A 22,394-nucleotide genomic window follows, 5' to 3' on the forward strand; every position below is an offset into this window, starting at 1 on the left:
TGCCGCTGATTTTTTTTGGCTGAGGCCGCTGCACGGCTCAGCCTGCAACAAAACGCCGGCTATCAAAAGGAGATTCACATGACGAATGGAACCCAATGGCGCTCATGGTTTATCAACGACCGATGGTTCCGCGATCTGCCTGCGTTGTTGCAGGATAGCTTGCTGATCGGCATGCGACAGCGCCGGGTGACGCCCGGCAAATCGATCTTCCAGCGCGGCGATCCCTCGCCCGGCCTGTATGCGTTGCTCACCGGCTCGTTACGCATCAATCCCCTTAAACCGCAGCAAGCGGACATGCCCCCGGCAGAAGGCTATCGACCGTTCTGGTTCGGCGAAGCCTCGTTGTTCGACGACTTGCCCGCGACCCACGATGTCTTCGCTCAAGGCGCGGTCATTCTCCTGCGCATGCCCCATGCGCCACTCAAGCAACTGCTGGCTGAACACCCGGCCTTGTGGCGGCATTTCCGTGATTTGCTGGGGCGCAAGCTCGGGCTCGCCGTCCCCGCCCTTGAAGACATCACCCTGATGCCCACCGAGGAACGCGTGGCGTTTCGGCTGCTGATGCTGGCCGAAGCCTACGGCGAGATGGATCGTTCGGTGCGCAGCGTGCCTCTGTCCGACATGGCCTCCAATCGCTGCCTCGGGCTGAGCGCTGAGGTGGTCGAACGGGTACTTGGGGAGTTCGCCGAACGGCAAATCGTGCGCCGCGATCACGACCTGATCCATGTGCTGGACACCGAATGGCTGCGCGAGACGGCGCTTCATCGCCTGACCGGCGCAGGCGCGTGATGGCGTCACCGGTCAGCGATTCATCCCTTCGCGGTACTGGCTGGGCGTCATGCCGGTCCAGCGCTTGAACGCGCGGCTGAAACTGCTGGTGTCAGCGAAGCCGAGCAGGTAGGCCACTTCACTGAGCGAGCAGCCGGGGTCGCGCATGTGTTGCAGCGCCAGATTCTGCCGGCACTGATTGAGCAGCAGATCGTAGCGACAACCCTCGTCGGCCAAATGGCGCTGAAGACTGCGCAGGCTCAGGTGCAGAGTGTGGGCGATGTGCTCGGCGGACGGCTCGCCTTCCGGCAATTGAGTTTCGATGGCGCCGCGCACCTTGCGCTCCCAAGTCAGCGCGCTGAGTTGCTCGAGGGTGCGGTTGAGCACGGCCTCGTTGTGCTCGGCCAGCTCGGGATTGGCGTCGTCCAGATGGCTGTCGAAATCCTCACAGGAGAAGATCAGCAGATTCTCCGCCGCACCGAAGAACAGCGGCGCACGGAAGACGGCATGCCAGGGCTGCGGATCTTCCGGTTGCGGCCGCATCAGGTGAACGGCCAGCGGCGCGTAATGACGGCCCAGGCGGTTGCGGCAGGTGCGCACGTAGATTGCGGCGAAGGCGTCCATCGCCTCATTGGCCGGCATCGGGCTGCCGTCGGGCACGCGGAAACGAAATTCGTAACGCTCGTTCACGCGTTCAAAACTCATGACCAGCGCGTCGCTCACCACCGGGTGATAACGCACGATGCGCTCGAACACCTCACGCAACGACCCGCTGGCAACCAGCGCATAACCGAGCGCATGAAAGGTCGTCGGGCTGACGAACCGTGACACTCGCAAGCCCAGCGCCGGATCGCCGCTGGCCTGCACGGCCAGTTCCCAAAAACGGGTGGTGACCGTCACCGGGTATCGCGCGTTGGGATCATCCATCAGCTGCGGATCCAGGCCCGCAGCCCGGCTCAGTGCGAGGCTGTCGAGGCCGAGGGCATCGAGTTGCTTGCGCAGGGCGCGGGTCCAGCTGGCGAGGATGCTCGGCTCAGACATACAAGTTGGCGCTTCCGGTCTACAGATTGGCGTTCACGGTCAGGCAGCTTCCGGCTTGAAGCGGCACAGTGGTGCCACGTTTTTCTATCCTGAAACCGGAGAATGGAAGCATGCACGACACTTCTGCAAGTGCTGCCGGACTGAATGCACAACAACGATCAGCGCATATTCGTGCGGTGGTTTCCGCCCATGGCGCCGCGCTGCGAGAGCGCTATCCGCTGCTGCGGCACCAGGATGCCATCGGCGCCGGCATCCTGTGCTTCGCACTCGCCGGCATGATTGGCAGCGCGACGCTCTATATCGGGGGTTACCTGGCCTGGTGGGCGTGCCTGCTGCTGAATGCGTTCTTTGCGTCGCTGACCCATGAGCTTGAACACGACCTGATCCACAGCATGTATTTCCGCAAGCAGCGCGTGCCCCACAACCTGATGCTGGCGCTGGTCTGGATGGCGCGGCCGAGCACGATCAATCCCTGGATTCGTCGGCACCTGCACCTCAATCATCACAAGGTCTCCGGCACCGAGGCCGATATGGAAGAGCGCGCCATTACCAATGGCGAGCCGTGGGGCCTGGCGCGGTTGCTGATGGTCGGCGATAACGTGATGTCGTCGCTGATCCGCATGCTGCGGGCGAAAACCTGGGCGCATAAATTCAGCATTCTCAAGCGCACCCTGCGTGTTTATGCGCCGCTGGCGCTGCTGAATTGGGGCGCGTGGTACGTGTTTCTTGGCTTCCATGCCGCCAATGGCATTGCCGGTCTGATGGGCAGCTCGATTGACTGGTCGGCGAACACGCTGGCGGTCATGCACGTCATCGACGTCGCTGTCGTGGTCCTGGTCGGTCCGAACGTGCTGCGTACCTTCTGTCTGCATTTCGTCAGTTCCAACATGCATTACTACGGCGACGTCGAACTGGGCAATGTCATGCAGCAGACCCAAGTGCTCAATCCGTGGTGGATGTGGCCGATGCAGGCGTTCTGCTTCAACTTCGGCAGCACCCATGGCATTCATCACTTCGTGGTGAAGGAGCCGTTCTATATCCGCCAGATGACGGCACCCGTTGCGCACAAAGTGATGGCTGAAATGGGGGTGCGGTTCAATGATTTCGGCACCTTCGGGCGGGCCAACCGCTTTGAACGAACGACTGAAAACGACGCGGTCCTCAAGCCTGCACGCGGTTGATACCTGGCGGCCCATTGCGCCAGTCTCGCCGGCTTGTGGGAAATTTCTCCGGATAAAAATTTCTGTAACAACCGCCCCTTAATCTCTGCTCATCCCCGGCGAGCTGGGGGCAGACAGCGTGATTCTCAGGGTCACCCCTTTAAGGCAGGGGGTGGCCCTCTTTTTTTTGCGCCTTTCCCTGAAGCTGCGGCATATATTTTCGAGCTATTAATAAATAGCTTCTTATTCTTTTTCGAATATATGTCCGATCCCTATACTCGCCCCCATGAACGCAACATGCAGGAGGCGAAGGCCATGCATAACGAATCGATCCGTTACCTGATCGTGCCAGGCTGGCAAGGATCTGCCGACGACCATTGGCAAACCCATTGGCAGAACAGTCTGCCCAATAGCGTGCGTGTGGAGCAGGCCGACTGGCTCAAGCCGCGCCGAGAAGATTGGGTGGGCGAGCTGCAACGCGCTATCGCCTCTGCCAGCACCCCGGTGATTCTCATCGCTCACAGCCTGGGGTGCGTGACCGTCGCCCATTGGGCGCAGCTGGCGCCACTGGCGAGTTTGCGTCAGGTGCGCGGGGCCCTGCTGGTGGCGCCCGCTGACGTCGAGCGCCCCAATTGCCCGCCGGCGATCCGCAATTTCGCGCCGATTCCCGAGCACCTGCTGCCGTTCCCGACCCAAGTGGTCAGCTCCGATAACGATTCAGCCGTCAGCGCATTGCGTGCGATGGAAATGGCCCGCAACTGGGGCGCCGAAATCGGCATTCTCAGCGGCGCGGGTCATATCAACGTGAAGTCCGGGCATCAGCGCTGGGAACAGGGTTTCGCTTATCTGTATCGGCTGCAAGGGCGCATCGAGCATTTCAACCGCCGCCGCGCATGACCATCGCGTTTGCAACGGTCGTTGCGCCTGAGACCTCTTTTCTCACGATCACTTTCGCCGCAGTGAACCGACAGGCGCTGCGGCCTTTTTTTTAAAACGCTTCGGTCAATGGATGGCCGGGGCGGGAGCCTGCCATGAGCCTTTCCGACCTATCGAGCAACCCGCTGTTGACCTTCCCTGATGCTGAAAAAAGCCCGCTGAGCATCCGCGCCAAGGCCTTGGTGTTCATCGATCCACGATCGCGGCAATTGCGCGAAGAGATGGAACTGCTGGCGCCGCTGGACTTGCCCGTGTTGATCCGCGGCGAATCCGGCACGGGAAAGGAATTGCTGGCGCGTCATATTCATCGAGGTAGCGACCGGGCCGGGTTATTCGTGTCGGTCAACTGCGGCGCCATCAGCTCGACCTACGCCGACGCCGAGCTGTTCGGTTACGCCGCCGGCGCCTACAGCGGGTCCGCCAGCAGTCGGGCAGGCTGGTTCGGCTCGGCAACGGGCGGCACGTTGTACCTGGATGAGATCGCCGACCTGCCGATGGCGATCCAGATCAAGTTGCTGGCAGCGCTGGAAAACCACGAAGTCACCCGCGTCGGTGCTACGCAACCCAGCCAGGTCGACGTCAGACTGGTCGCCGCGACCAGCATCGATCTGCGCCTGTCAGTCGCCGCTGGCAAATTCCACGAGCGGCTTTATCGCTACCTGAACGAAGGGCGCCTCGACCTGCCGGCGTTGCGCGAACAGCCCGGCAACATCCTGCCGTTGGCCGAGTACTTCCTGGGGATTTACAGCCAGCGCTTCGATTTTGAGATGCCGCTGATCAGCGAAGACGCGCAACGAGTGCTCGAAGCCCATTACTGGCCGGGCAACACACGGGAGCTGGAGAATGTCATTCACTTCGCGTTGCTGGTGAGCAGCGGCGCGGAGATCCTGCCTGAGCACCTGAATCTGCCGGTCCGGTAATGGCTCTTGAGCTCACTGAGCAGGTAGCCGGGTGGCAAAATGCCCGCTGATAGCGAAAAGGCATAACCATCCGACTAAAAAGTATTGTCTCGGAATAAAAAATCTCGGTACTGTCCGCATCAGCCGCTCCCCTGCCAAGGGTCGATCCCGCGGCAGACCGAAAACAAAGTCGCCCACGAGGCGACCCGATTTCTATTAAGGACATCGCATGAAGAAGACGTTTTTGTTCACCGCACTGGCGGCTGCTCTCTCTCTGGGCATCAGCGCTGCACAAGCTGCCGAGAAGCTCGTCGTGGGCGCCACCGCTGTTCCGCACGCCGAGATCCTCGAGCTGATCAAGCCTGAACTGGCCAAAGAAGGCGTGGACCTGCAAATCAAGGTCTTCACCGACTACGTGCAGCCGAACGTGCAACTGAACGAGAAGCGTCTGGACGCCAACTACTTCCAGACCAAGCCTTACCTGGACGGCTTCAACAAAGGCAAGGGCGCTACCCTGGTGACCGGCGTCGGCGTACACGTCGAACCGTTCGGCGGCTACTCGAAGAAGTGGAAGTCCATTGACCAGTTGCCAGAAGGCGCAACCGTTGCCATTCCGAACGAAGGCAGCAACGCCGGTCGCGCTCTGCTGCTGTTGCAGAAGAACGGCCTGATCACCCTGAAAGACCCGACCAACGCCCTGTCGACGCCGAAAGACATCGCCACCAATCCGAAGAAACTGAAGTTCCGCGAACTGGAATCGGCTCTGCTGCCCCGCGCGCTGGATCAGGTCGACCTGGATCTGATCAACACCAACTACGCGCTGGAAGCCAAGCTCAGCCCTAAAAAGGATGCGCTGATTCTGGAAGGCTCCGACTCGCCGTACGTGAACTACCTGGTCACCCGCACCGACAACGCTCACACCGACGCGATCGAGAAGCTGTCCAAGGCGCTGACCAGCCAGCAGGTCAAAGACTTCATCAACAAGAAGTACGACGGCGCAGTTATCCCGGCGTTCTGATGAAGGCTTGAATGCGCGATTGCAGCGCATTCGTATACAAAACGCGCTTGCCCGCCGTTGCTCCCGCTCCGCTGACGTACTGTCATCGGGTGCATGGAAGTGACGGCGGGCAAGTGCGTTTTTGCGTTTCGAGCGTAGCGCCTGTGCATAAGTCGGCTTTTAGCTGCCTCGCTGATCAGTAATGGCCAACGGCCGTCGCTAGGTCGTTCGGCGCTATGCATATGCTCTAACGATATTTAAAATTCGCTTCTTATAGCTTTAAAGTCCTCCCTCCTCAGCCACACCTTTTGGAGTCGGAGTTCTCATGCCAGCAGCCTCCCACGCTTCGTCCGCGCAAGCGCCCGGTCAGCAGTTCGATGTGCGTCCATTCGCCGAAAAGGTGGGCGCGGAAATCGTCGGTCTGGATCTGTCCCGTCCGCTCAACGACGCCGATTTTGCCCGTGTGCATCAAGCGCATCTCGATTACCACGTGGTTGTTTTCCGCGGTCAGCACATCACCCCGCAGCAGCAGATCGATTTCAGTCGCCGTTTTGGCGTCCTGCAGATTCATGTGCTCAAGCAATTCCTGCTCGCCAATCATCCCGAGATTTTGATCGTCTCCAATATCGTCGAGAACGGCCAGCCGGTCGGGCTGGGCGATGCCGGCAAATACTGGCACTCGGACCTGTCCTACAAAGAACTGCCGAGCCTGGGCTCGATGCTCTACGCCCAGGAGCTGCCAAGCGAAGGCGGTGACACCCTGTTCGCTGACATGCATTTGGCCTGGGACACGCTGCCCGAGCATCTGCGCAAAGCCGTCGAAGGTCGCAATGCGGTGCACAGCTATACGTCCCGCTACAGCCATGGGCATAACGCTGATAACTGGCGCCCGACCCTGAGCGCTGAACAGTTGGCCCAAGTCGCAGTGGTCAGCCATCCGATCGTGCGCACCCACCCGGAAAACGGGCGCAAGGCGCTGTTTGTCAGCGAAGGCTTCACCACCCACATCGTCGGCCTGCCGGAAGACGAGAGTCAGGCAATTCTCACAGAGCTGTACGCCCACAGCGTTCGCCCGGAAGGCGTTTACCGCCACAAGTGGCAGGAGAACGACATGGTGTTCTGGGACAACCGCTCGCTGATTCATCTGGCCGGCGGCACGCCCGATCACCTGCGCCGTCGCTTGCACCGCACCACCATTCAGGGCGATGCGCCGTTCTGATCCAGGAGAGCTCCATGAATGCTGTTCTGCAAAGCCACACGGCTAGCGATCGCTTGAACGCGCACCAGGCCAATCAGCCCACCGCTGAAGCGCTGCTGCAAGTACAAGGCGTCAGCCTTGAATACCGCACGCCGGAACGCGTGGTGCGGGCCACCCATCAAGTCAGTTTTGAAATCGATCCTGCCGACCGTTTTGTCCTGCTCGGCCCGTCGGGCTGCGGCAAGTCAACGCTGCTCAAGGCCGTGGCCGGGTTTATCCAGCCCAGCGAAGGGCAGATTCGTCTGGCCGGCCAGGAAGTAAAGGAGCCGGGGCCCGACCGCATCGTGGTGTTTCAGGAATTCGACCAGTTGCCGCCATGGAAGACGGTGATCCAGAACGTCATGTTTCCGCTGCTGGCCTCGCGCACCCTCAAGCGTCGTGAAGCCGAGGAACGTGCGCGATATTACCTGGATAAAGTCGGCCTGAGCGCTTTCGCTGACGCTTACCCGCACACCTTGTCCGGCGGCATGAAGGCACGCGTGGCAATTGCCCGGGCGCTGGCGATGCAGCCCAAGATCCTGTTGATGGATGAGCCCTTCGCCGCGCTCGACGCGTTGACCCGCCGCAAGATGCAGGAAGAGCTGCTGGAGCTGTGGGAAGAGGTGCGCTTCACGCTGCTGTTCGTGACCCACTCCATCGAAGAAGCGCTGGTGGTGGGCAATCGGATTCTGCTGTTGTCGCCCCATCCGGGCCGCGTGCGCGCCGAGATCAACAGCCATCAGTACAACTTGAAAAGCCTCGGCGGCGTCGAGTTCCAGGCGTCTGCCCAGCGGATTCACCGGCTGTTGTTCGACGAGGGCGAAGCGCCTGCAGTCGAGCCGGATCTGCGGTTTCAGGATGTTCGAATTGCCTACTGATAGCGGTTCGCCAAGCTGCCCCATCGAGAGATTGCACCCATGAGCCTTTCACCCCCTCTGCGGGAAGAATACGAAGTCGTGCTGGAGCCTTTCACTCAGGAAGATCTGGCCCGCGACATTCCCCTCGCGCAACGCATCTGGCAGGTGAGCTGGGTGCGCAAGGCCGTCATCCTCGTCGCCCTGGCGATCATCTGGGAAATCGCCGCGCGCATTCAGGGCAACGACCTGCTGCTGCCGAGCTTTCTGCAAACCGCTTCGGCGTTTATCGACGGCATCGCCAGTGGCGAATTGCTGACCAAGGTCTGGATCTCCCTGACGGTCCTGGTCAAGGGTTACCTGATCGGCATCGTCCTGGCGTTTGGTCTGACCACGCTGGCGGTGTCGACCCAACTGGGTCGCGACCTGCTCGGCACGCTGACGGCGATGTTCAACCCGTTGCCGGCCATCGCGCTGCTGCCGCTGTCGCTGCTGTGGTTTGGCCTCGGTGAAAACAGCCTGATTTTCGTGCTGGTGCATTCGGTGCTCTGGGCGTTGGCATTGAACACGTACGCGGGGTTTCTCGGTGTTTCGGAAACCCAGCGCATGGCCGGGCGCAATTACGGCCTCAAGGGCCTGCGGTTCGTCTGGTACATCCTGATTCCGGCGGCGCTGCCTTCGATTCTCGCGGGCCTGAAAATCGGCTGGGCCTTTGCGTGGCGAACCCTCATTGCCGCAGAACTGGTGTTCGGCGCGTCCTCGGGCAAGGGCGGTCTGGGCTGGTACATCTTCCAGAACCGCAACGAGCTGTACACCGACAAGGTATTCGCGGGTCTGGCGGCGGTGATCATCATTGGTCTGCTGGTGGAAAACCTGCTGTTCAGTAACGTCGAGCGCCTGACCGTGAAGCGGTGGGGCATGCAGCGCTGATCTGCTTTATCAAACGAACGCTCCGCCTTGTGGCCGCTGAATGGGCCATGAGTCCGTCACCCCTTTCGCCTTCATCGTGAGAAATGTATGGAATTTCTGAAAACAGCTGCACCTTTCAAGCGCCCGACACTGACCGCGCTCGCCGCCGCCCTGGGTCTGGCTGGCGCGTTGTTGAGCAGCGGCGCTCACGCTGAAGGCAAGATCAGCATCGCCCAGCAGTTCGGCATCGGTTATCTGATTCTGGACGTCGTTCAGCAGCAGAAGCTGATCGAGAAACACGGCAAGGAGCAGGGCCTGGACATCAAGGTCGACTGGAACAGCATCTCCGGCGCCACCGCGATGAATGAAGCCCTGCTGGCTGGCGCGCTGGACGTGGTATCGGCGGGCGTACCGCCGATGCTGACCATCTGGGACCGGACCAAGGGCAAGCAGAACGTCAAGGCCATCGCCTCGCTGGGCTCGATGCCCAACTACCTGCTCAGCAACAACCCCAACGTGAAGACCCTCAACGACTTCACTGAAAAGGACCGCATCGCGGTGCCGGCGGCGGGCGTGGGGTTCCAGTCGCGTACGTTGCAGATCGAAACCGCCAAGCTGTTCGGGAACGACAATTTCAAGAAATTCGACAACATCTCCGTCAGCCTGCCGCACCCGGACGCCACGTCGGCGCTGATTGCCGGCGGGTCGGAGATCAGCGCGCACTTCTCCAGCCCTCCGTTTCAGTACCAGGAGCTGGAAAACCCCAACGTGCATAAAGTGCTGAGTTCTTACGATGTGCTGGGCGGCCAGGCAACGTTCAACGTGCTCTACACCACTCAGAAATTCCACGACGAAAATCCGAAGACCTACAAAGCGTTTTACGACGCACTGGCGGAGGCCGAAAAAATCATCAAGGCCGACAAACCTGCGGCGGCGAAAACCTACATCGACGTCGAGAAATCGAAACTGCCGTTGCCGCTGGTGGAGAAGATCGTCTCCGACCCGGAAATCGACTTCACCGTCGTGCCCCAGCGCACATTCATCTACGCCGAAAAGCTCCACGAGCTGGGTGTGCTGAAAAACAAGGCTGACGGCTGGAAGGACTTCTTCTTCGAAGAAGCCCACGGTGGTGCCGGAAGTTGATCCTCAGCGTTGGTCGGGCTGTTTAGACCGGCCTGATGGGGGGCGGTGTGTCAGCCACACCGCCTTCGCGACCGTCGTAACCTCCGATGGCTCCTACAGTGGATTTGCGTGCGACCCAGATATCTGGCGCGCCGCGAACCTGTGGCATATCCCGTCGTCCAGACGACGCGCTGTCTGGCATCAAACACACCCCCTGTGGGAGCGAGCTTGCTCGCGAAGGCGGCGATTCAGGCGCTAAAGATGCAGCGGGGTGTCTCGACCCCTTCGCGAGCAAGCTCGCTCCCACAATTTTTGTGTCCACAGGTAGAACTGCGGCGTTGTCATGTTCATGAGAGTGAGCTTGCTCGCGAAGCCAGTGTGTCTGCCAACATCGATGTCACAGACTCCCCCCATCGCGAACAGGCGTGCTCTAGCGTAGATTGGCGTGCGCTGTAGATGCCGGCAGAGTTCGGTGCCTCAAGGAACCCTGATGTAAGCTCACAGTCGCATGATCACATCGCAACGGCGTCCGGCGGCGCGGTGTCGCAACGGCATTGGCACAAGGAGCTTGCATGCCCGCCCAACCCTTCTTTTTTCATGGTCGTCTGACCGTTCTTTCCCTCGGTCTGTGCCTGGCCGTGCTTGCTGGCTGCGGGAAGGAAAAGCCCCAGGAACCGGTGCGCGCACGCGTGCAGGCCCAGGAGGTCAAGACGGCCGATTTCGCTGCGGACGTCGCGCTGACCGGCGATGTCCAGGCGCGGGTGCAGACCCAGCTTTCATTCCGGGTGGGCGGCAAGATCATTCAGCGCACGGTCGACGTGGGCGATCGGGTGTCGGCCAAACAAGTGCTGGCCAAACTCGACCCCAAAGACCTGCAGACCAACGTCGACTCCGCCCTCGCTGCCGTTGCCGCCGAGCAGGCGCGCGTGAAACAGACTTCCGCCGCCTTCGTGCGTCAGGAAAAGCTCTTGCCCAAGGGCTACACCAGCCGCAGTGAATACGATTCCGCCCAAGCCCAGCTTCGTGGCAGTCAGAGCGCGCTCAAAGCCGCCCAGGCGCAACTGGCCAACGCCCGCGAGCAACTGGGTTACACCGCATTGATCGCCGATGCGCCGGGCATCATTACCGCGCGGCAGGCCGAAGTCGGCCAAGTCGTGCAGCCCACCGCGCCGATCTTCAGCCTGGCCCGCGATGGCGAGCGCGACGCCGTGTTCAACGTTTACGAGTCGCTGTTCGTCAACCCGCCGACCGACCAGCCTGTCGAAGTGACGCTGCTGGACAACCCGAAGGTCAAGGCCGTCGGCAAGGTGCGCGAAGTCACGCCAGCCGTATCGGCGCAGACCGGCACGCTGCAAGTGAAGATCGCCCTAACCTCGCTGCCGCCGGGCATGGACCTGGGTTCGGTGGTCAGTGCCGCGCTGAGCGTGCCGGCCAGGACCAGCGTCGAGCTGCCGTGGTCCGCGCTGACCAAAGGCCTGGGCGATCAGCTCGGCAAGCCGGCGGTGTGGGTGGTCGATGGGGATAACAAGGTCAGCCTGCGCAGCGTCACGGTCGGGCGCTACCTGACCGGCAAAGTGATCATTGTCGACGGTTTGAAGAATGGTGAAAAAGTGGTCGTTGCCGGTAACCAGTTGCTGCACCCGGACATGCAGGTGGAGCTCGCCGACGTGTACCCCGATGCCTCGAAACAGCTGACAGGAGCCCAGCAATGAAACGATTGTCGGGGGTTGTGCTGGCGGGCCTGTTGTTGAGCGCATGCAGCAAGGAAGAGCCGGCACCCGAGCCGGTTCGGCCGGTGCTGTTCATTGAGGTGAAACCCCAGGCTCAGGAAAGCCTGGGTCGTTTCGCCGGCAACATCGCCGCGCGCTATGAAAGCACTCTGGGCTTTCGCGTCTCGGGTCGCATTGCCCAGCGCAGCGTCGACGTCGGCGCACAGGTCAAGAAGGGCGACATGCTCACCGTGCTCGACCCGACGGACCAACAGAACCAAGTGCGCTCAACCCAAGGCGATCTGGCCCGGGTCGAAGCCCAGTTGATCAACGCCCAGGCCAACGCCCGTCGGCAACAAGAGTTGTTTGATCGCGGCGTTGGCGCCCAGGCCGCGCTGGATGTCGCAGTCACCGACCTGAAAACCACGCAGTCTTCCTACGATCAGGCCAAGGCCGCGATGCAACAGGCCAAGGATCAGCTGAGCTACAGCGAGCTGCGCGCCGATCACGATGCCGTCGTCACCGAATGGAAAGTCGAGGCCGGCCAAGTGGTCAGCGCGGGCGAGCAGGTGGTGACACTGGCGCGCCCGGACATCAAAGAGGCGGTCATTGATTTGCCGGCGCAACTGAGTGATCAACTGCCCAGCGACGTCGTGTTCAAAGTCGCCAGCCAGCTGGAGCCAGAGATCAACACCACCGCAACCGTGCGAGAACTCGAGCCCCAGGCCGAAAGCACCACCCGCACCCGTCGCGCACGTTTGACCCTGGCGGATACACCGGCGGCCTTCCGTCTGGGCACAGCGATCAGCGTCACCCTGAGCTCGGCGATCAAACCGCGCATCGAATTGCCCGCCACGACCGTTCAGGAGATCGACGGCAAGACGCAGATCTGGGTCATCGACATGCAGAACCAGACCGTTTCCCCACGCGTCGTCACGGTCGTCAGCCGCAGTGATGATTCAGTGGTGCTGGCCGGTGGGGTCAACAACGGCGATCGAGTTGTGACCGCCGGGGTCAATAGCCTCAAGCCGGGGCAGAAAATCAAAGTCGATAAGGAAAGCCCGCGATGAAAGGGAAGTTCAACCTCTCCGATTGGGCGATCAAGCATCAGTCTTTCGTTTGGTACCTGATGTTCGTCGGCCTGCTGATGGGCGTGTTTTCCTACATGAACCTGGGTCGTGAAGAAGACCCTTCGTTCACCATCAAGACCATGGTCATACAAACCCGCTGGCCGGGCGCGACCGTGGATGAAACCCTGGAGCAGGTCACCGACCGCATCGAGAAAAAGCTCGAAGAGCTCGACTCCCTCGATTACGTGAAGAGCTACACCCGGCCGGGCGAGTCCACTGTTATGGTTTACCTGCGCGACACCACCAGCGCTGAGGCCATTCCCGAAATCTGGTACCAGGTTCGCAAGAAGATCGATGACATTCGCGGGCAGTTCCCCCAAGGTATTCAGGGCCCGGCGTTCAACGATGAGTTCGGCGACGTTTACGGATCGATTTACGCCTTCACCTCCGACGGCCTGACCCTGCGCCAGTTACGCGACTACGTGGAACAAGTGCGCGTCCAGATTCGCGACGTGCCGGGTCTGGGCAAAGTCGAAATGATCGGCGAGCAGGACGAAGTGCTGTACCTGAACTTCTCCACTCGCAAACTGGCGGCACTGGGCCTTGATCAGCGCCAGGTCGTGCAGAGCCTGCAATCGCAAAACACCGTGACGCCCGCCGGGGTTATCGAGGCCGGTCCGGAGCGCATTTCCGTGCGCACCTCCGGCCAGTTCGCCTCGGAAAAAGACCTCGAAAACGTCAACCTGCGCCTCAACGATCGCTTCTATCGCTTGAGCGACATCGCCGAAATCACCCGCGGCTATGTGGATCCGCCCAAGCCGTTGTTCCGCTTCGACGGCAAGCCTGCCATCGGCCTGGCCATCGCCATGAAGAAGGGCGGCAACGTTCAGGAGTTCGGCAAACAGCTGCACGAACGCATGAGCGCCGCGACCGCCGACCTGCCGATTGGCGTCGGCGTGCATGTGGTGTCCGATCAGGCGCAGGTGGTCGAGAAGGCCGTCGGCGGCTTCACCAGCGCGCTGTTTGAAGCGGTGGTGATCGTGCTGATCGTCAGCTTCATCAGCCTTGGCATGCGTGCGGGGCTGGTGGTGGCCTGCTCGATTCCGCTGGTGCTGGCGATGGTCTTCGTGTTCATGGAGTACAGCGGCATCACCATGCAGCGTATTTCCCTGGGCGCCCTGATTATTGCCCTTGGCCTGTTGGTCGATGACGCGATGATTACGGTGGAGATGATGGTGTCGCGCCTTGAAAAAGGCGAAACCAAAGCCCAGGCCGCGACCTACGCCTACACCTCGACGGCCTTCCCGATGCTCACCGGGACGCTGGTGACGGTTGCGGGCTTCGTGCCGATCGGCCTGAACGCCAGCTCGGCGGGGGAATACACCTTCACCCTGTTCGCGGTGATTGCCGTTGCCATGCTGGTGTCGTGGGTCGTTGCCGTGCTGTTCGCCCCGGTGATCGGCGTGCACATCCTTAGCGAAAACGTGAAGAAGCACGACGAAAACGCCAAGCCCGGACGCATCGCCAGAGCCTTCAACGGGTCGATGTTCTGGGCCATGCGCCATCGCTGGCTGACCATCATCATTACGATTTTGCTATTTGCCACGTCGCTGTTCTGCATGCGCTTCGTGCAGAACCAATTCTTCCCGTCATCGGACCGCCCGGAGATTCTGGTCGACCTCAACCTGCCGCAGAACGCATCGATCAACGAGACGCGCCGCGCGGTGGACAAGCTCGAGGCGACCCTCAAGGACGATCCGGACATCGTCAGCTGGAGCACCTACATCGGCGAAGGCGCGGTGCGTTTCTACCTGCCGCTGGATCAGCAGCTGGAAAACCCGTATTACGCACAGTTGGTGATCGTCAGCAAAGGGCTGGAAGAGCGCGGCGCGTTGACCGAGCGCTTGCAAAAACGCTTGCGTGACGACTTCGTCGGGATCGGCACTTATGTGCAGGCGCTGGAAATGGGGCCGCCGGTGGGGCGCCCGATTCAGTACCGGGTCAGCGGCGAGAACATTGATGAAGTGCGTCAGCACGCCATCGAACTCGCCACGCTGTTGGACAAAAACCAGCACATCGGCGAGATGATCTACGACTGGAACGAGCCCGGCAAAGTCCTGCGCATCGACATCAACCAGGACAAGGCGCGGCAGCTGGGCTTGTCGTCCGAGGACGTTGCGCAGTTGATGAACAGCGTCGTAACCGGCTCGGCGGTGACCCAGGTGCGCGATGACATCTACCTGATCAACGTCGTTGGTCGCGCGGTGGATGCCGAGCGAGGGTCACCGGAAACCCTGCAAAACCTGCAGATCGTCACGCCCCGGGGCACGTCGATTCCGCTGCTGGCGTTTGCCAACGTGCGCTACGAGCTGGAACAGCCGCTGGTGTGGCGTCGTGATCGCAAACCGACGATCACGCTCAAGGCGGCCGTGAGCGACGACATGCAGCCGACTGACCTGGTCAAGGAGCTCAAGCCCGAGATCGACAAATTCGCCGCCGGTTTGCCGGTGGGCTACAAGGTCGCCACGGGCGGCACGGTCGAGGAGAGCGGCAAGGCCCAAGGGCCGATCGCCAAGGTCGTGCCGTTGATGATTTTCCTGATGGCGACGTTCCTGATGATCCAGCTGCACAGCGTGCAGAAGATGTTCATCGTCGCCAGTGTGGCGCCGTTGGGATTGATCGGCGTGGTGCTCGCGCTGGTGCCGACCGGAACGCCGATGGGCTTTGTGGCGATCCTCGGGATTCTGGCGCTGATCGGCATCATCATCCGCAACTCGGTGATTCTGGTGACCCAGATTCATGAGTACGAGGTGGCGGGCTATCTGCCGTGGGATGCGGTGGCGGAAGCCACGGAACACCGGCGCCGTCCGATCCTGCTGACCGCTGCGGCGGCGAGCCTGGGCATGATCCCGATCGCCCGCGAAGTGTTCTGGGGACCAATGGCTTACGCAATGATCGGCGGGATCATCATCGCGACCCTGCTGACGTTGCTGTTCCTGCCGGCGCTGTACGTGGCCTGGTACAAGATCAAGGAGCCGAGTGAGGAGGAGCGGCGCAAACATCAGGAACGCCAGCAGGAAGAGCAACACCGCCGTGATGACGATACGGACGACGGCGCCTCCTCTCCCGCGCATTAATACCTATGGTTCAGGCGGAAGCGGTCGGGTGGCCACTTCCGCTTTTTATCGGCGCACCGGTGAGGGGGTTGTCAGGTCAGCTCGAAATCTTTGAAATGCACCTGCCCTGCCTGAGTTTTCAACTTTTCCGGATCAGAGACGGTGTGTACCTGCACGGTCACCGTAGTGGCAGGGATCGGTTTGCGCTTCATCTCGAGAGTGACTTTCTTCCACTCCTCGGTTGCTACCGAAATGTCACCAAACGCCTCGGCGCTCCCGACCGTACTGATCAGCACCCCATAACTGAATAGTATGGAATCGCCGGGCTTTATGATTTCCCCGGCCCGCACATAAAAACTAAATTTGCTGGGTTTATAATTGCCCTCCGGGAGGGACTGGGACAGACCGGCTGCCTTTGCCAGCTGCACGTAGTAAACCGACCCCTCTTCCTTGATCTCTCCAGTGACCTCACTGGAGGTGATGGTCCAGGGTTCTAATTCGCCGGATGCGAAGTCATTGTTTTTCAATAAATTACTCATCGTCATTCCCTTGCTGATTGGCGATTGGCAGCCTGTGTTCATCAGGCAACCGGATCGTGGTTGGCACTCATGGCGCGGGTCCAGTGTGTGCGCGGGGACAGGAAGGGGCTACTGTCAGAAATGACAGTCCCGGACCCCGTCAATTGAGCGAGCATTTGCGAGGTGGGGCAAGGCCAGTCGTGATTTAGGAACGGTCCGACAGACACTCGTCGGTCCCTGCCTTACTGTGCCCCGCTGAATCGCTTCGCGGGGCTCGACATGTCTTTTTCCTTGGTACGCTTGTGTGTCTGCCTCTTGTTGGGCTGGATGCTCCCATTCGGCAGTTCGGCTGAAACGTTGGAAAACGACTTCTGGCGGGTGGACGTTGATCCGCAGACACTCGCGGTCCGCGTCTCGCCGAGCGGGCAACCTGCCTTGCAAGCGTCAAGCGGGGTCAAGGCGCATCGCGTCAGTGAGCTCAAGACTTCGCAGGACTACCTCGCGTGGCAGTGGGACGAGGGCGCCTGGCATCTCGAAGTCCGGCTGCAGCAACGTGACCTCTTGCTGACCATCAAGGCCCGGAATGCGGGAGTGCTGGAGTTCCTGAATCAGCCGGGCGACGCCATGGGCAAAGCGCTGATCTGGCCGATGGCCGAGGGGCATTATGTCCCTCGGGGGAACACTGTCTGGCAGCAGTTTCTTGCGACCCGGGGCGAGATCAACACCACACAGGACTTGAGCCTGCCGCTGTGGGGCATGGACCACGGCGCATTCACCCTGACCTGGCTGTTGACCCATCCATTCAACAACCGCCTTCGTTTGCATCCCCAAGGTGACGCCCTGGGTTTGTCCGCCCGACATGAGTTCACGGCGCTGGATCTCAGCACGCCAATGACCTTTCGCCTGTCGCTGGATGCCGCCGATCCGCTCGCTGGCGCAAGTCGTTACCGGCAGTGGCTCATCGACAATGGCGAATATCAGACGCTGGATAGCAAGTTCGAGAAAACCCCAGAGGGGCGCAAGCTGCTCGGCGCCGCCCACGCCTATCTGTGGGGCAACGACCTGTTGGCCCTTGATGATATTCAGTCCTGGGGCCGTCTGACTCAGGTCCTTGCGTCCGACGACCCACTGGCCGTGCAGTTGCGCAACCGGCTCGATAAAGAAGCCCTGGTTTTGCTGAGTGACAGCCAGGGACAATTGCAGCGCTGGCAACAGGTCGCCCTGTTGCGCAGTCTGAACAGCGCGTTCAACTCGGTCGCAAGACAAGCATGGCAACGTGATGCCCAGCCCGACGTGTCGCGGTTGACGTCGCGTTACGGTGAGCTTCGCGGGGAGGTCTCCCGTCTGTTTGCCGGCGCTCTCGCGGATGACCCCTCGACATGGGGCGGCGTGCTGTCCCTGAAGGGTATCGAGAGCCTGCAAGCATCTGGTTTGCCACGACGGTGGCTGGGGCTCGGCGAAGGTTGGGAGGGAGGTCTCTGGCATCCCGAAGCCGTTCGCGCCGCTGTGCAGGCGGGGTATCTGATTGCGCCTTATGACTCCTACGAAACGGCTCTGGCGACCCATGAAAACCCGGACTGGGTGACCGCTCACCTGGGCAGCGACGCACACCGTCAATGCGCCATTGTGCTGAAGGACGGAACGTTCAAAGCCGGTTTTCAACAGTCCGGGCATTACACCGATCCGCATTGTGTCCGGCCTTTAATGGAGGCGCGGGTTACAGCTGTCCAGGCCGCTGCCGGTTTCAATAGCTGGTTTCTGGACGCCTATGCCACGGGGATGCTGTTCGACAGCTATCGGCCCGGCGCGACCATGACCGAGATGCAAAACGCCGCCGCTAATGTCAGTGCTTCGCAGTGGCTGGCTGAAGCCCGAGCGCTGCCCTCAGGTTCCGAGGACGGCAATGCCGTCACCGCCCAAGGCATCCTTTTCGCCCACGGCATGCAGACGCCGGTGATCGGATGGGGCGATCCGGAGCTCAGCCAGCACAAGTCCTCCCGCTGGTACCTGGGCAGTTGGTACCCGCCGGAGCAGCCGGACGTGTTCTTCAAACCGGTACCGATCAAGGAGCCTTATCGCACCATTCACTTCAATCCGACGACCCGCCTGCCGCTCTATCAGGCCGTGTTCCATGGATCGGTCATCACAACTCACCACTGGCTTTTCGACAGCCTGAAACTGGTCAATGTCAGGCAGGAGAACGAGCTCGCTCAGTTGCTCTACAACGTGCCGCCGCTGTATCACCTGAGCAGCGCGACGCTGGGCGAGCGGTTGCCGGTGATGCAGCGTCAGGACCGGTTTTTCCGGCCACTGCATGAGCGCCTTGGTACCCAGGCGATGACGGCGTTCAGTTGGCTGACGCTTGATCGCCAAGTTCAGCAGACCACGTTCACGGACGGAACCAGACTGGTGGCGAACTTCGATGGTGGGACCCGTGAGGTAGGGACGACCCGGTATGCAGGGCATAGCGTGACGGCGGTTGCGCCTGACGGAGCGGTCAGCGTCTATCACGCAAGGGACGAGGGCGGCTGATACGCCAGGTTTTCCGAGTCTCGCTACGGGAGACCTGCAGCGGTCAGACCTTGCGCCACACGCTCGCCAGCCACGGCTGTTGATCTCTCGGCAATCCCGGCGGTCGGTAGTAATGCTCGACTTCGGTGAACCCGGCCTCGGTCAGTAACGCGCTCCACGACTCCAGATCATGGAACGCGCCATAGCGCTCGCCTTTCCAGCCTTCCTGATTGTCGCCTCGGGGATTGGAGCTGAACAGCACGCCGCCGGGCTTGAGTGCGGCGCGCAACTCACGCAGCACCCGAGGCAACTCCTGACGCGGCACGTGGAACAGTGAGGCATTGGCGAAGATGCCGTCGAAGCGTTCGGCGGGCAGATCAAGTTCCAGGAAGTTCTGGTGCAGCACCTCGCAGCCGCTGTCGGCGCGGGCCATCTCGGCAAAGCGTTCGGAGCCATCCAGGCCAGTGGCGATGTGGCCCATGGCAGTGAAGGTCTGCAGATCACGGCCAGGCCCGCAGCCGAAATCCAGAATCTGAAACGGCGCCGGGCCTGTGATATTGCGCAGCAGCGCATCAATGTTCTGGCTCACATCATGGTCGCGGGTCCCTTCGCGAAAACCCTCGGCGACATCGTTGTAATTGCCGAGAGTAGTGGCCGTGATCTGGGCGAGGTCGGTTTGATCAAGTTTCATGAGGTGGTTGTCTGGGCGAATAAGGCCGCCAATATACCCCGCTCCCGAATTGCAATCTCCTGGCGGGAATGCATGCCGTTAGTAGGACCGGCTTCAGCCGGGAAGGGGCCCGTGTCAGCGCCATCAACTTTGCAGGGTGACGCCTGACGCTTTCCCGGCTAAAGCCAGTCCTACTGAATGAACGCATGCCGATAGTGGGACCGGATTCAGCCAGTCCTGCAGGGAAGGCGCTCTTTGATCAGCGCTTGTTCAGTCGCAATGCCAATCGATCCCCGCCCAACTGAATCACCGCTACCAGGATCACGAGCAACACGATCACGGTGAGCATCACCTGCGTATCAAACCGCTGATAACCGTAGCGATAAGCGATGTCGCCCAGGCCGCCCGCGCCGATGGCACCGGCCATGGCCGACGAATTGATCATTGTCACAATGGTGATGGTAAATCCGCCGACGATGCCCGGCAGCGCTTCGGGCAACAGCACGTGCCAGACGATGTGCCACCGGCGGCAGCCCATCGCTTGTGCCGCTTCGATCAGGCCGTGGTCCACCTCGCGCAGGCTGACTTCCGCAATACGCGCGAAGAATGGCGTCGACGCGATGGTCAGCGGCACCACCGCCGCCCACACGCCGTAGGTCGTGCCGACGATCAGCCGCGTGAACGGAATCAGCGCGACCATCAGAATCAGGAACGGCACCGAACGAAAAATATTCACGAACGCGCCCAGCACCCGGTTCACATTGGGCGCCTCAAAAATGCCTCCCTTGCCGCTGGTGACCAGAATCACCGCCAGTGGAATGCCCAGAATCAACGCAATCAGCGACGACATGCCCACCATCAGAAAGGTGTCGATGACGCCCTGCCACAGACGATCAAGCCACATAACCCAATACCTCCGCGTGCTGCGCGTGTTTGCGGGCACGATTGAGCAATTCGTCCGCCGACAGCGGCGAATGACTTACCGCCAGCAGCAGGTGACCCAGCGCACGCCCCTGAATGCGTTCGACGCCGCCATGCAGCAGGCTCACCCGCCCGCCAAATGCATTGAACAGTGCCGACAAATCAGGCTCCTTGCCGTCGCTGCCGGTGAATTGCAGGTCCAGCACAACGCTGACGTGTTGTTCGGATGGCTGCGGCTGCAAGCGCGCCTGCAAATCCTCCGGCAGCGCATGTTGCAGCGGCGCCAGCAGCGTCTTGCTCACTTCATGCTGCGGGTTGCCGAACACCTGCCAGACCGGGCCCTGCTCGACGACCTCACCTTTTTCCAGCACCACCACCCGGTCACAGATCTCCCGGATCACCGCCATCTCGTGGGTGATCAAAATGATCGTCAGGCCCAGGCGCTGATTGATCTCGCGCAGCAGGCCGAGAATCGATTGCGTGGTTTCCGGGTCGAGGGCCGAGGTCGCCTCGTCGCACAGCAGAATCGCTGGATCATGCACCAGCGCCCGGGCAATGCCGACGCGCTGCTTCTGCCCGCCCGACAATTGCGCGGGATAGGCGGTGTGCTTGCCTTCCAGCCCCACCAATGCCAGCAGCTCGGCGACTTTGCGCTGACGCTGCGCCTTCGGCACGCCCGCAACCTTGAGCGGCAGCTCGACGTTCTGCCAAACGGTCTTGGCCGACATCAGATTGAAGTGCTGAAAGATCATGCCGATGCGTCGGCGCAGCGCCACCAGCGTGTCTTCGTTAAATTCGCCGATGTCCACCTGATCGATCAGCACGCGCCCGCTGCTGGGTTTTTCCAGGCGATTGATGGTGCGGATCAGCGACGATTTGCCTGCGCCGCTTCGGCCGATGATGCCGAACACTTCACCGCGCTGGATATCCAGATCGATGCCCGTAAGCGCCGGCACCGGCCCTTGCGGACCTCCATAGACCTTGCCCAGATTGATGAAGCGCACATGGGCGCGTTGCTTCTCAGGATGCAGTTCTGCTTGCTCGGCGGCATGGGGAGCCGCAGCACCCTCAAGCGTCAAAGCGCGTTGCGCGGATGCCGTCATGATCAGTTCTTCCAGCCAACCTGATACAGCGAGCCATTGACCTTATCCAGCGAGGCGCGCACGACCGGCGAGTGTTGGTAGATGTCGATGAACTTGGCCAGACGCGGGTCATCCTTGTGGTCGGGCTTGATGACGAACTGAATCACGTACTCCGGGTGATCGAGGCCGTCGAACAGAATCGCCGAGCCGGCATCGAAGGTCTTCGACAAACGAATGTAGGCCGGGTAGCCCTGCACCAGATCGGCATCGTCATAGGCGCGCACCAGTTGCACGGCTTCGACCTGAATCAGCTTGATCTTCTTCGGGTTGGCGGTGATGTCGTCTTCGGTGGCCTTGTAGCCCACGCCCGGTTTTAGGGTAATCAAGCCGGCTTTGGCGAGCAGCTGCAGGCCGCGTCCGCTATTGATCGGGTCATTGGCGATTGCGACGGTGGCGCCGGTTGGCAGCTCATCGAAGCTTTTGTACTTCTTCGAATACAGCCCGACATTGTTGATGATGCCCGGCGCGTACGGCACCAGATCAAAACCCGACGCCGCTTTGGCGTTTTCCAGAAACGGGATGTGCTGGAAGTAGTTCACGTCAATGTCGCCAGCGTTGAGGCTGACGTTGGGCGCGATCCAGTCGGTGAATTCCACCAGCTCGACCTTCAGGCCTTGTTTATCGGCTTCGGCGACGGCCGCTTCCAGCGGGATGGCGAACGCCGCCGTGGTGCCGACTTTGAGCGGTTGATCGGCAGCGTGGGTGACGCCGGCAAACAGGCCCAGGGACAGCGCGAGGGTGAGGAGGGTTTTGATCATTGAGGGGTAATCCGTGTCAGTGGTCTGGTTTGAATTTGGGGTGCTTGTAAGGCCGT

The 22,394-nt window shown here is 61.0% G+C and carries 18 protein-coding genes and 1 pseudogene; 13 read left to right on the top strand and 6 right to left on the bottom strand.

Going from position 1 to position 22,394, the window contains the following annotated elements:
- The first annotated feature begins 78 nt into the window (after positions 1-78).
- Positions 79-789 carry a Crp/Fnr family transcriptional regulator gene (locus ABEH28_RS19975; RefSeq protein WP_192173040.1) on the top strand — a complete coding sequence of 237 codons (711 nt, stop codon included), beginning with the start codon at positions 79-81 and terminating at the stop codon, positions 787-789.
- Positions 790-801: 12 nt separating this feature from the next.
- On the opposite strand, the gene ABEH28_RS19980 is transcribed toward ABEH28_RS19975, so the two are convergent.
- Positions 802-1,809 carry an AraC family transcriptional regulator gene (locus ABEH28_RS19980; RefSeq protein WP_346630887.1) on the bottom strand — a complete coding sequence of 336 codons (1,008 nt, stop codon included), beginning with the start codon at positions 1,807-1,809 and terminating at the stop codon, positions 802-804.
- A gap of 110 nt (positions 1,810-1,919) precedes the next feature.
- Between ABEH28_RS19980 and ABEH28_RS19985 the strand changes: the two genes are divergently transcribed.
- From ABEH28_RS19985 to ABEH28_RS20035, 11 genes and pseudogenes are all read left to right on the top strand, one after another.
- Positions 1,920-2,990, top strand: coding sequence for a fatty acid desaturase (locus ABEH28_RS19985; protein ID WP_192173038.1), 1,071 nt, complete (start codon positions 1,920-1,922; stop codon positions 2,988-2,990).
- Positions 2,991-3,284: 294 nt separating this feature from the next.
- On the top strand, positions 3,285-3,866 hold the full coding sequence (locus ABEH28_RS19990; RefSeq protein ID WP_192173037.1) for an alpha/beta hydrolase: 582 nt from the start codon (positions 3,285-3,287) through the stop codon (positions 3,864-3,866).
- A 134-nt stretch (positions 3,867-4,000) separates the two neighbouring features.
- Positions 4,001-4,816: pseudogene (locus tag ABEH28_RS19995) on the top strand (sigma 54-interacting transcriptional regulator); the annotation flags it as partial.
- Positions 4,817-5,033: 217 nt separating this feature from the next.
- Positions 5,034-5,822: a MetQ/NlpA family ABC transporter substrate-binding protein gene (locus tag ABEH28_RS20000; protein ID WP_192173035.1), complete on the top strand. Its 789-nt coding sequence runs from the start codon at positions 5,034-5,036 to the stop codon at positions 5,820-5,822.
- A 304-nt stretch (positions 5,823-6,126) separates the two neighbouring features.
- Positions 6,127-7,020 carry a TauD/TfdA family dioxygenase gene (locus ABEH28_RS20005; RefSeq protein ID WP_346630888.1) on the top strand — a complete coding sequence of 298 codons (894 nt, stop codon included), beginning with the start codon at positions 6,127-6,129 and terminating at the stop codon, positions 7,018-7,020.
- Positions 7,021-7,073: 53 nt separating this feature from the next.
- On the top strand, positions 7,074-7,916 hold the full coding sequence (locus ABEH28_RS20010; protein ID WP_346631024.1) for an ABC transporter ATP-binding protein: 843 nt from the start codon (positions 7,074-7,076) through the stop codon (positions 7,914-7,916).
- A 39-nt stretch (positions 7,917-7,955) separates the two neighbouring features.
- A complete protein-coding gene (locus tag ABEH28_RS20015; RefSeq protein ID WP_122536747.1) occupies positions 7,956-8,822 on the top strand; it encodes an ABC transporter permease in 867 nt (288 codons plus the stop codon).
- 87 nt (positions 8,823-8,909) lie between these two features.
- Positions 8,910-9,944, top strand: a complete 1,035-nt coding sequence (locus ABEH28_RS20020) for an ABC transporter substrate-binding protein (RefSeq protein WP_346630889.1) — start codon at positions 8,910-8,912, stop codon at positions 9,942-9,944.
- Positions 9,945-10,495: 551 nt separating this feature from the next.
- Positions 10,496-11,635 carry an efflux RND transporter periplasmic adaptor subunit gene (locus tag ABEH28_RS20025; protein WP_346630890.1) on the top strand — a complete coding sequence of 380 codons (1,140 nt, stop codon included), beginning with the start codon at positions 10,496-10,498 and terminating at the stop codon, positions 11,633-11,635.
- Positions 11,632-12,702, top strand: a complete 1,071-nt coding sequence (locus tag ABEH28_RS20030; protein ID WP_346630891.1) for an efflux RND transporter periplasmic adaptor subunit — start codon at positions 11,632-11,634, stop codon at positions 12,700-12,702. The genes ABEH28_RS20025 and ABEH28_RS20030 overlap by 4 nt, the downstream gene beginning before the upstream one ends.
- Positions 12,699-15,839, top strand: a complete 3,141-nt coding sequence (locus ABEH28_RS20035; protein WP_346630892.1) for an efflux RND transporter permease subunit — start codon at positions 12,699-12,701, stop codon at positions 15,837-15,839. The genes ABEH28_RS20030 and ABEH28_RS20035 overlap by 4 nt, the downstream gene beginning before the upstream one ends.
- Before the next feature lie 71 nt (positions 15,840-15,910).
- Here ABEH28_RS20035 and ABEH28_RS20040 read toward each other — a convergent pair whose 3' ends face one another.
- A complete protein-coding gene (locus ABEH28_RS20040) occupies positions 15,911-16,357 on the bottom strand; it encodes a hypothetical protein (protein ID WP_346630893.1) in 447 nt (148 codons plus the stop codon).
- Positions 16,358-16,663: 306 nt separating this feature from the next.
- On the opposite strand from ABEH28_RS20040, the gene ABEH28_RS20045 reads away from it, so the two are divergent.
- On the top strand, positions 16,664-18,868 hold the full coding sequence (locus ABEH28_RS20045) for a glycoside hydrolase (protein ID WP_346631025.1): 2,205 nt from the start codon (positions 16,664-16,666) through the stop codon (positions 18,866-18,868).
- A gap of 43 nt (positions 18,869-18,911) precedes the next feature.
- On the opposite strand, the gene ABEH28_RS20050 is transcribed toward ABEH28_RS20045, so the two are convergent.
- The 4 genes from ABEH28_RS20050 to ABEH28_RS20065 form a co-directional block, all read right to left on the bottom strand.
- On the bottom strand, positions 18,912-19,538 hold the full coding sequence (locus ABEH28_RS20050; protein WP_192173027.1) for a class I SAM-dependent methyltransferase: 627 nt from the start codon (positions 19,536-19,538) through the stop codon (positions 18,912-18,914).
- A 238-nt stretch (positions 19,539-19,776) separates the two neighbouring features.
- Positions 19,777-20,421 (bottom strand): methionine ABC transporter permease, encoded by a 645-nt coding sequence (locus ABEH28_RS20055; protein WP_346630894.1) that lies wholly within the window; start codon positions 20,419-20,421, stop codon positions 19,777-19,779.
- Complete coding sequence (locus tag ABEH28_RS20060; protein ID WP_346630895.1) at positions 20,411-21,541, bottom strand: ATP-binding cassette domain-containing protein; 1,131 nt, start codon at positions 21,539-21,541, stop codon at positions 20,411-20,413. Before ABEH28_RS20060 ends, ABEH28_RS20055 begins: the two co-directional genes overlap by 11 nt.
- 2 nt (positions 21,542-21,543) lie before the next feature.
- Positions 21,544-22,338 carry a MetQ/NlpA family ABC transporter substrate-binding protein gene (locus ABEH28_RS20065; protein ID WP_282371881.1) on the bottom strand — a complete coding sequence of 265 codons (795 nt, stop codon included), beginning with the start codon at positions 22,336-22,338 and terminating at the stop codon, positions 21,544-21,546.
- Positions 22,339-22,394: the final 56 nt, after the last annotated feature.

It is taken from the genome of Pseudomonas sp. Ps21-P2 (genome assembly GCF_039672565.1).
Taxonomy (GTDB): domain Bacteria; phylum Pseudomonadota; class Gammaproteobacteria; order Pseudomonadales; family Pseudomonadaceae; genus Aquipseudomonas.

Excerpts from the sequence above, each read along its gene's own strand:
- ABEH28_RS20005 (WP_346630888.1), top strand. The coding sequence starts at position 6,127 with ATGCCAGCAGCCTCCCACGCTTCGTCCGCGCAAGCGCCCGGTCAGCAG.
- ABEH28_RS19985 (WP_192173038.1), top strand. The coding sequence starts at position 1,920 with ATGCACGACACTTCTGCAAGTGCTGCCGGACTGAATGCACAACAACGA.
- ABEH28_RS20000 (WP_192173035.1), top strand. The coding sequence starts at position 5,034 with ATGAAGAAGACGTTTTTGTTCACCGCACTGGCGGCTGCTCTCTCTCTG.
- ABEH28_RS20060 (WP_346630895.1), bottom strand. The coding sequence starts at position 21,541 with ATGACGGCATCCGCGCAACGCGCTTTGACGCTTGAGGGTGCTGCGGCT.
- ABEH28_RS20040 (WP_346630893.1), bottom strand. The coding sequence starts at position 16,357 with ATGAGTAATTTATTGAAAAACAATGACTTCGCATCCGGCGAATTAGAA.
- ABEH28_RS20015 (WP_122536747.1), top strand. The coding sequence starts at position 7,956 with ATGAGCCTTTCACCCCCTCTGCGGGAAGAATACGAAGTCGTGCTGGAG.
- ABEH28_RS19980 (WP_346630887.1), bottom strand. The coding sequence starts at position 1,809 with ATGTCTGAGCCGAGCATCCTCGCCAGCTGGACCCGCGCCCTGCGCAAG.
- ABEH28_RS19990 (WP_192173037.1), top strand. The coding sequence starts at position 3,285 with ATGCATAACGAATCGATCCGTTACCTGATCGTGCCAGGCTGGCAAGGA.
- ABEH28_RS20055 (WP_346630894.1), bottom strand. The coding sequence starts at position 20,421 with ATGTGGCTTGATCGTCTGTGGCAGGGCGTCATCGACACCTTTCTGATG.
- ABEH28_RS20020 (WP_346630889.1), top strand. The coding sequence starts at position 8,910 with ATGGAATTTCTGAAAACAGCTGCACCTTTCAAGCGCCCGACACTGACC.
- ABEH28_RS20035 (WP_346630892.1), top strand. The coding sequence starts at position 12,699 with ATGAAAGGGAAGTTCAACCTCTCCGATTGGGCGATCAAGCATCAGTCT.
- ABEH28_RS20025 (WP_346630890.1), top strand. The coding sequence starts at position 10,496 with ATGCCCGCCCAACCCTTCTTTTTTCATGGTCGTCTGACCGTTCTTTCC.
- ABEH28_RS20065 (WP_282371881.1), bottom strand. The coding sequence starts at position 22,338 with ATGATCAAAACCCTCCTCACCCTCGCGCTGTCCCTGGGCCTGTTTGCC.
- ABEH28_RS19975 (WP_192173040.1), top strand. The coding sequence starts at position 79 with ATGACGAATGGAACCCAATGGCGCTCATGGTTTATCAACGACCGATGG.
- ABEH28_RS20045 (WP_346631025.1), top strand. The coding sequence starts at position 16,664 with ATGCTCCCATTCGGCAGTTCGGCTGAAACGTTGGAAAACGACTTCTGG.
- ABEH28_RS20030 (WP_346630891.1), top strand. The coding sequence starts at position 11,632 with ATGAAACGATTGTCGGGGGTTGTGCTGGCGGGCCTGTTGTTGAGCGCA.
- ABEH28_RS20050 (WP_192173027.1), bottom strand. The coding sequence starts at position 19,538 with ATGAAACTTGATCAAACCGACCTCGCCCAGATCACGGCCACTACTCTC.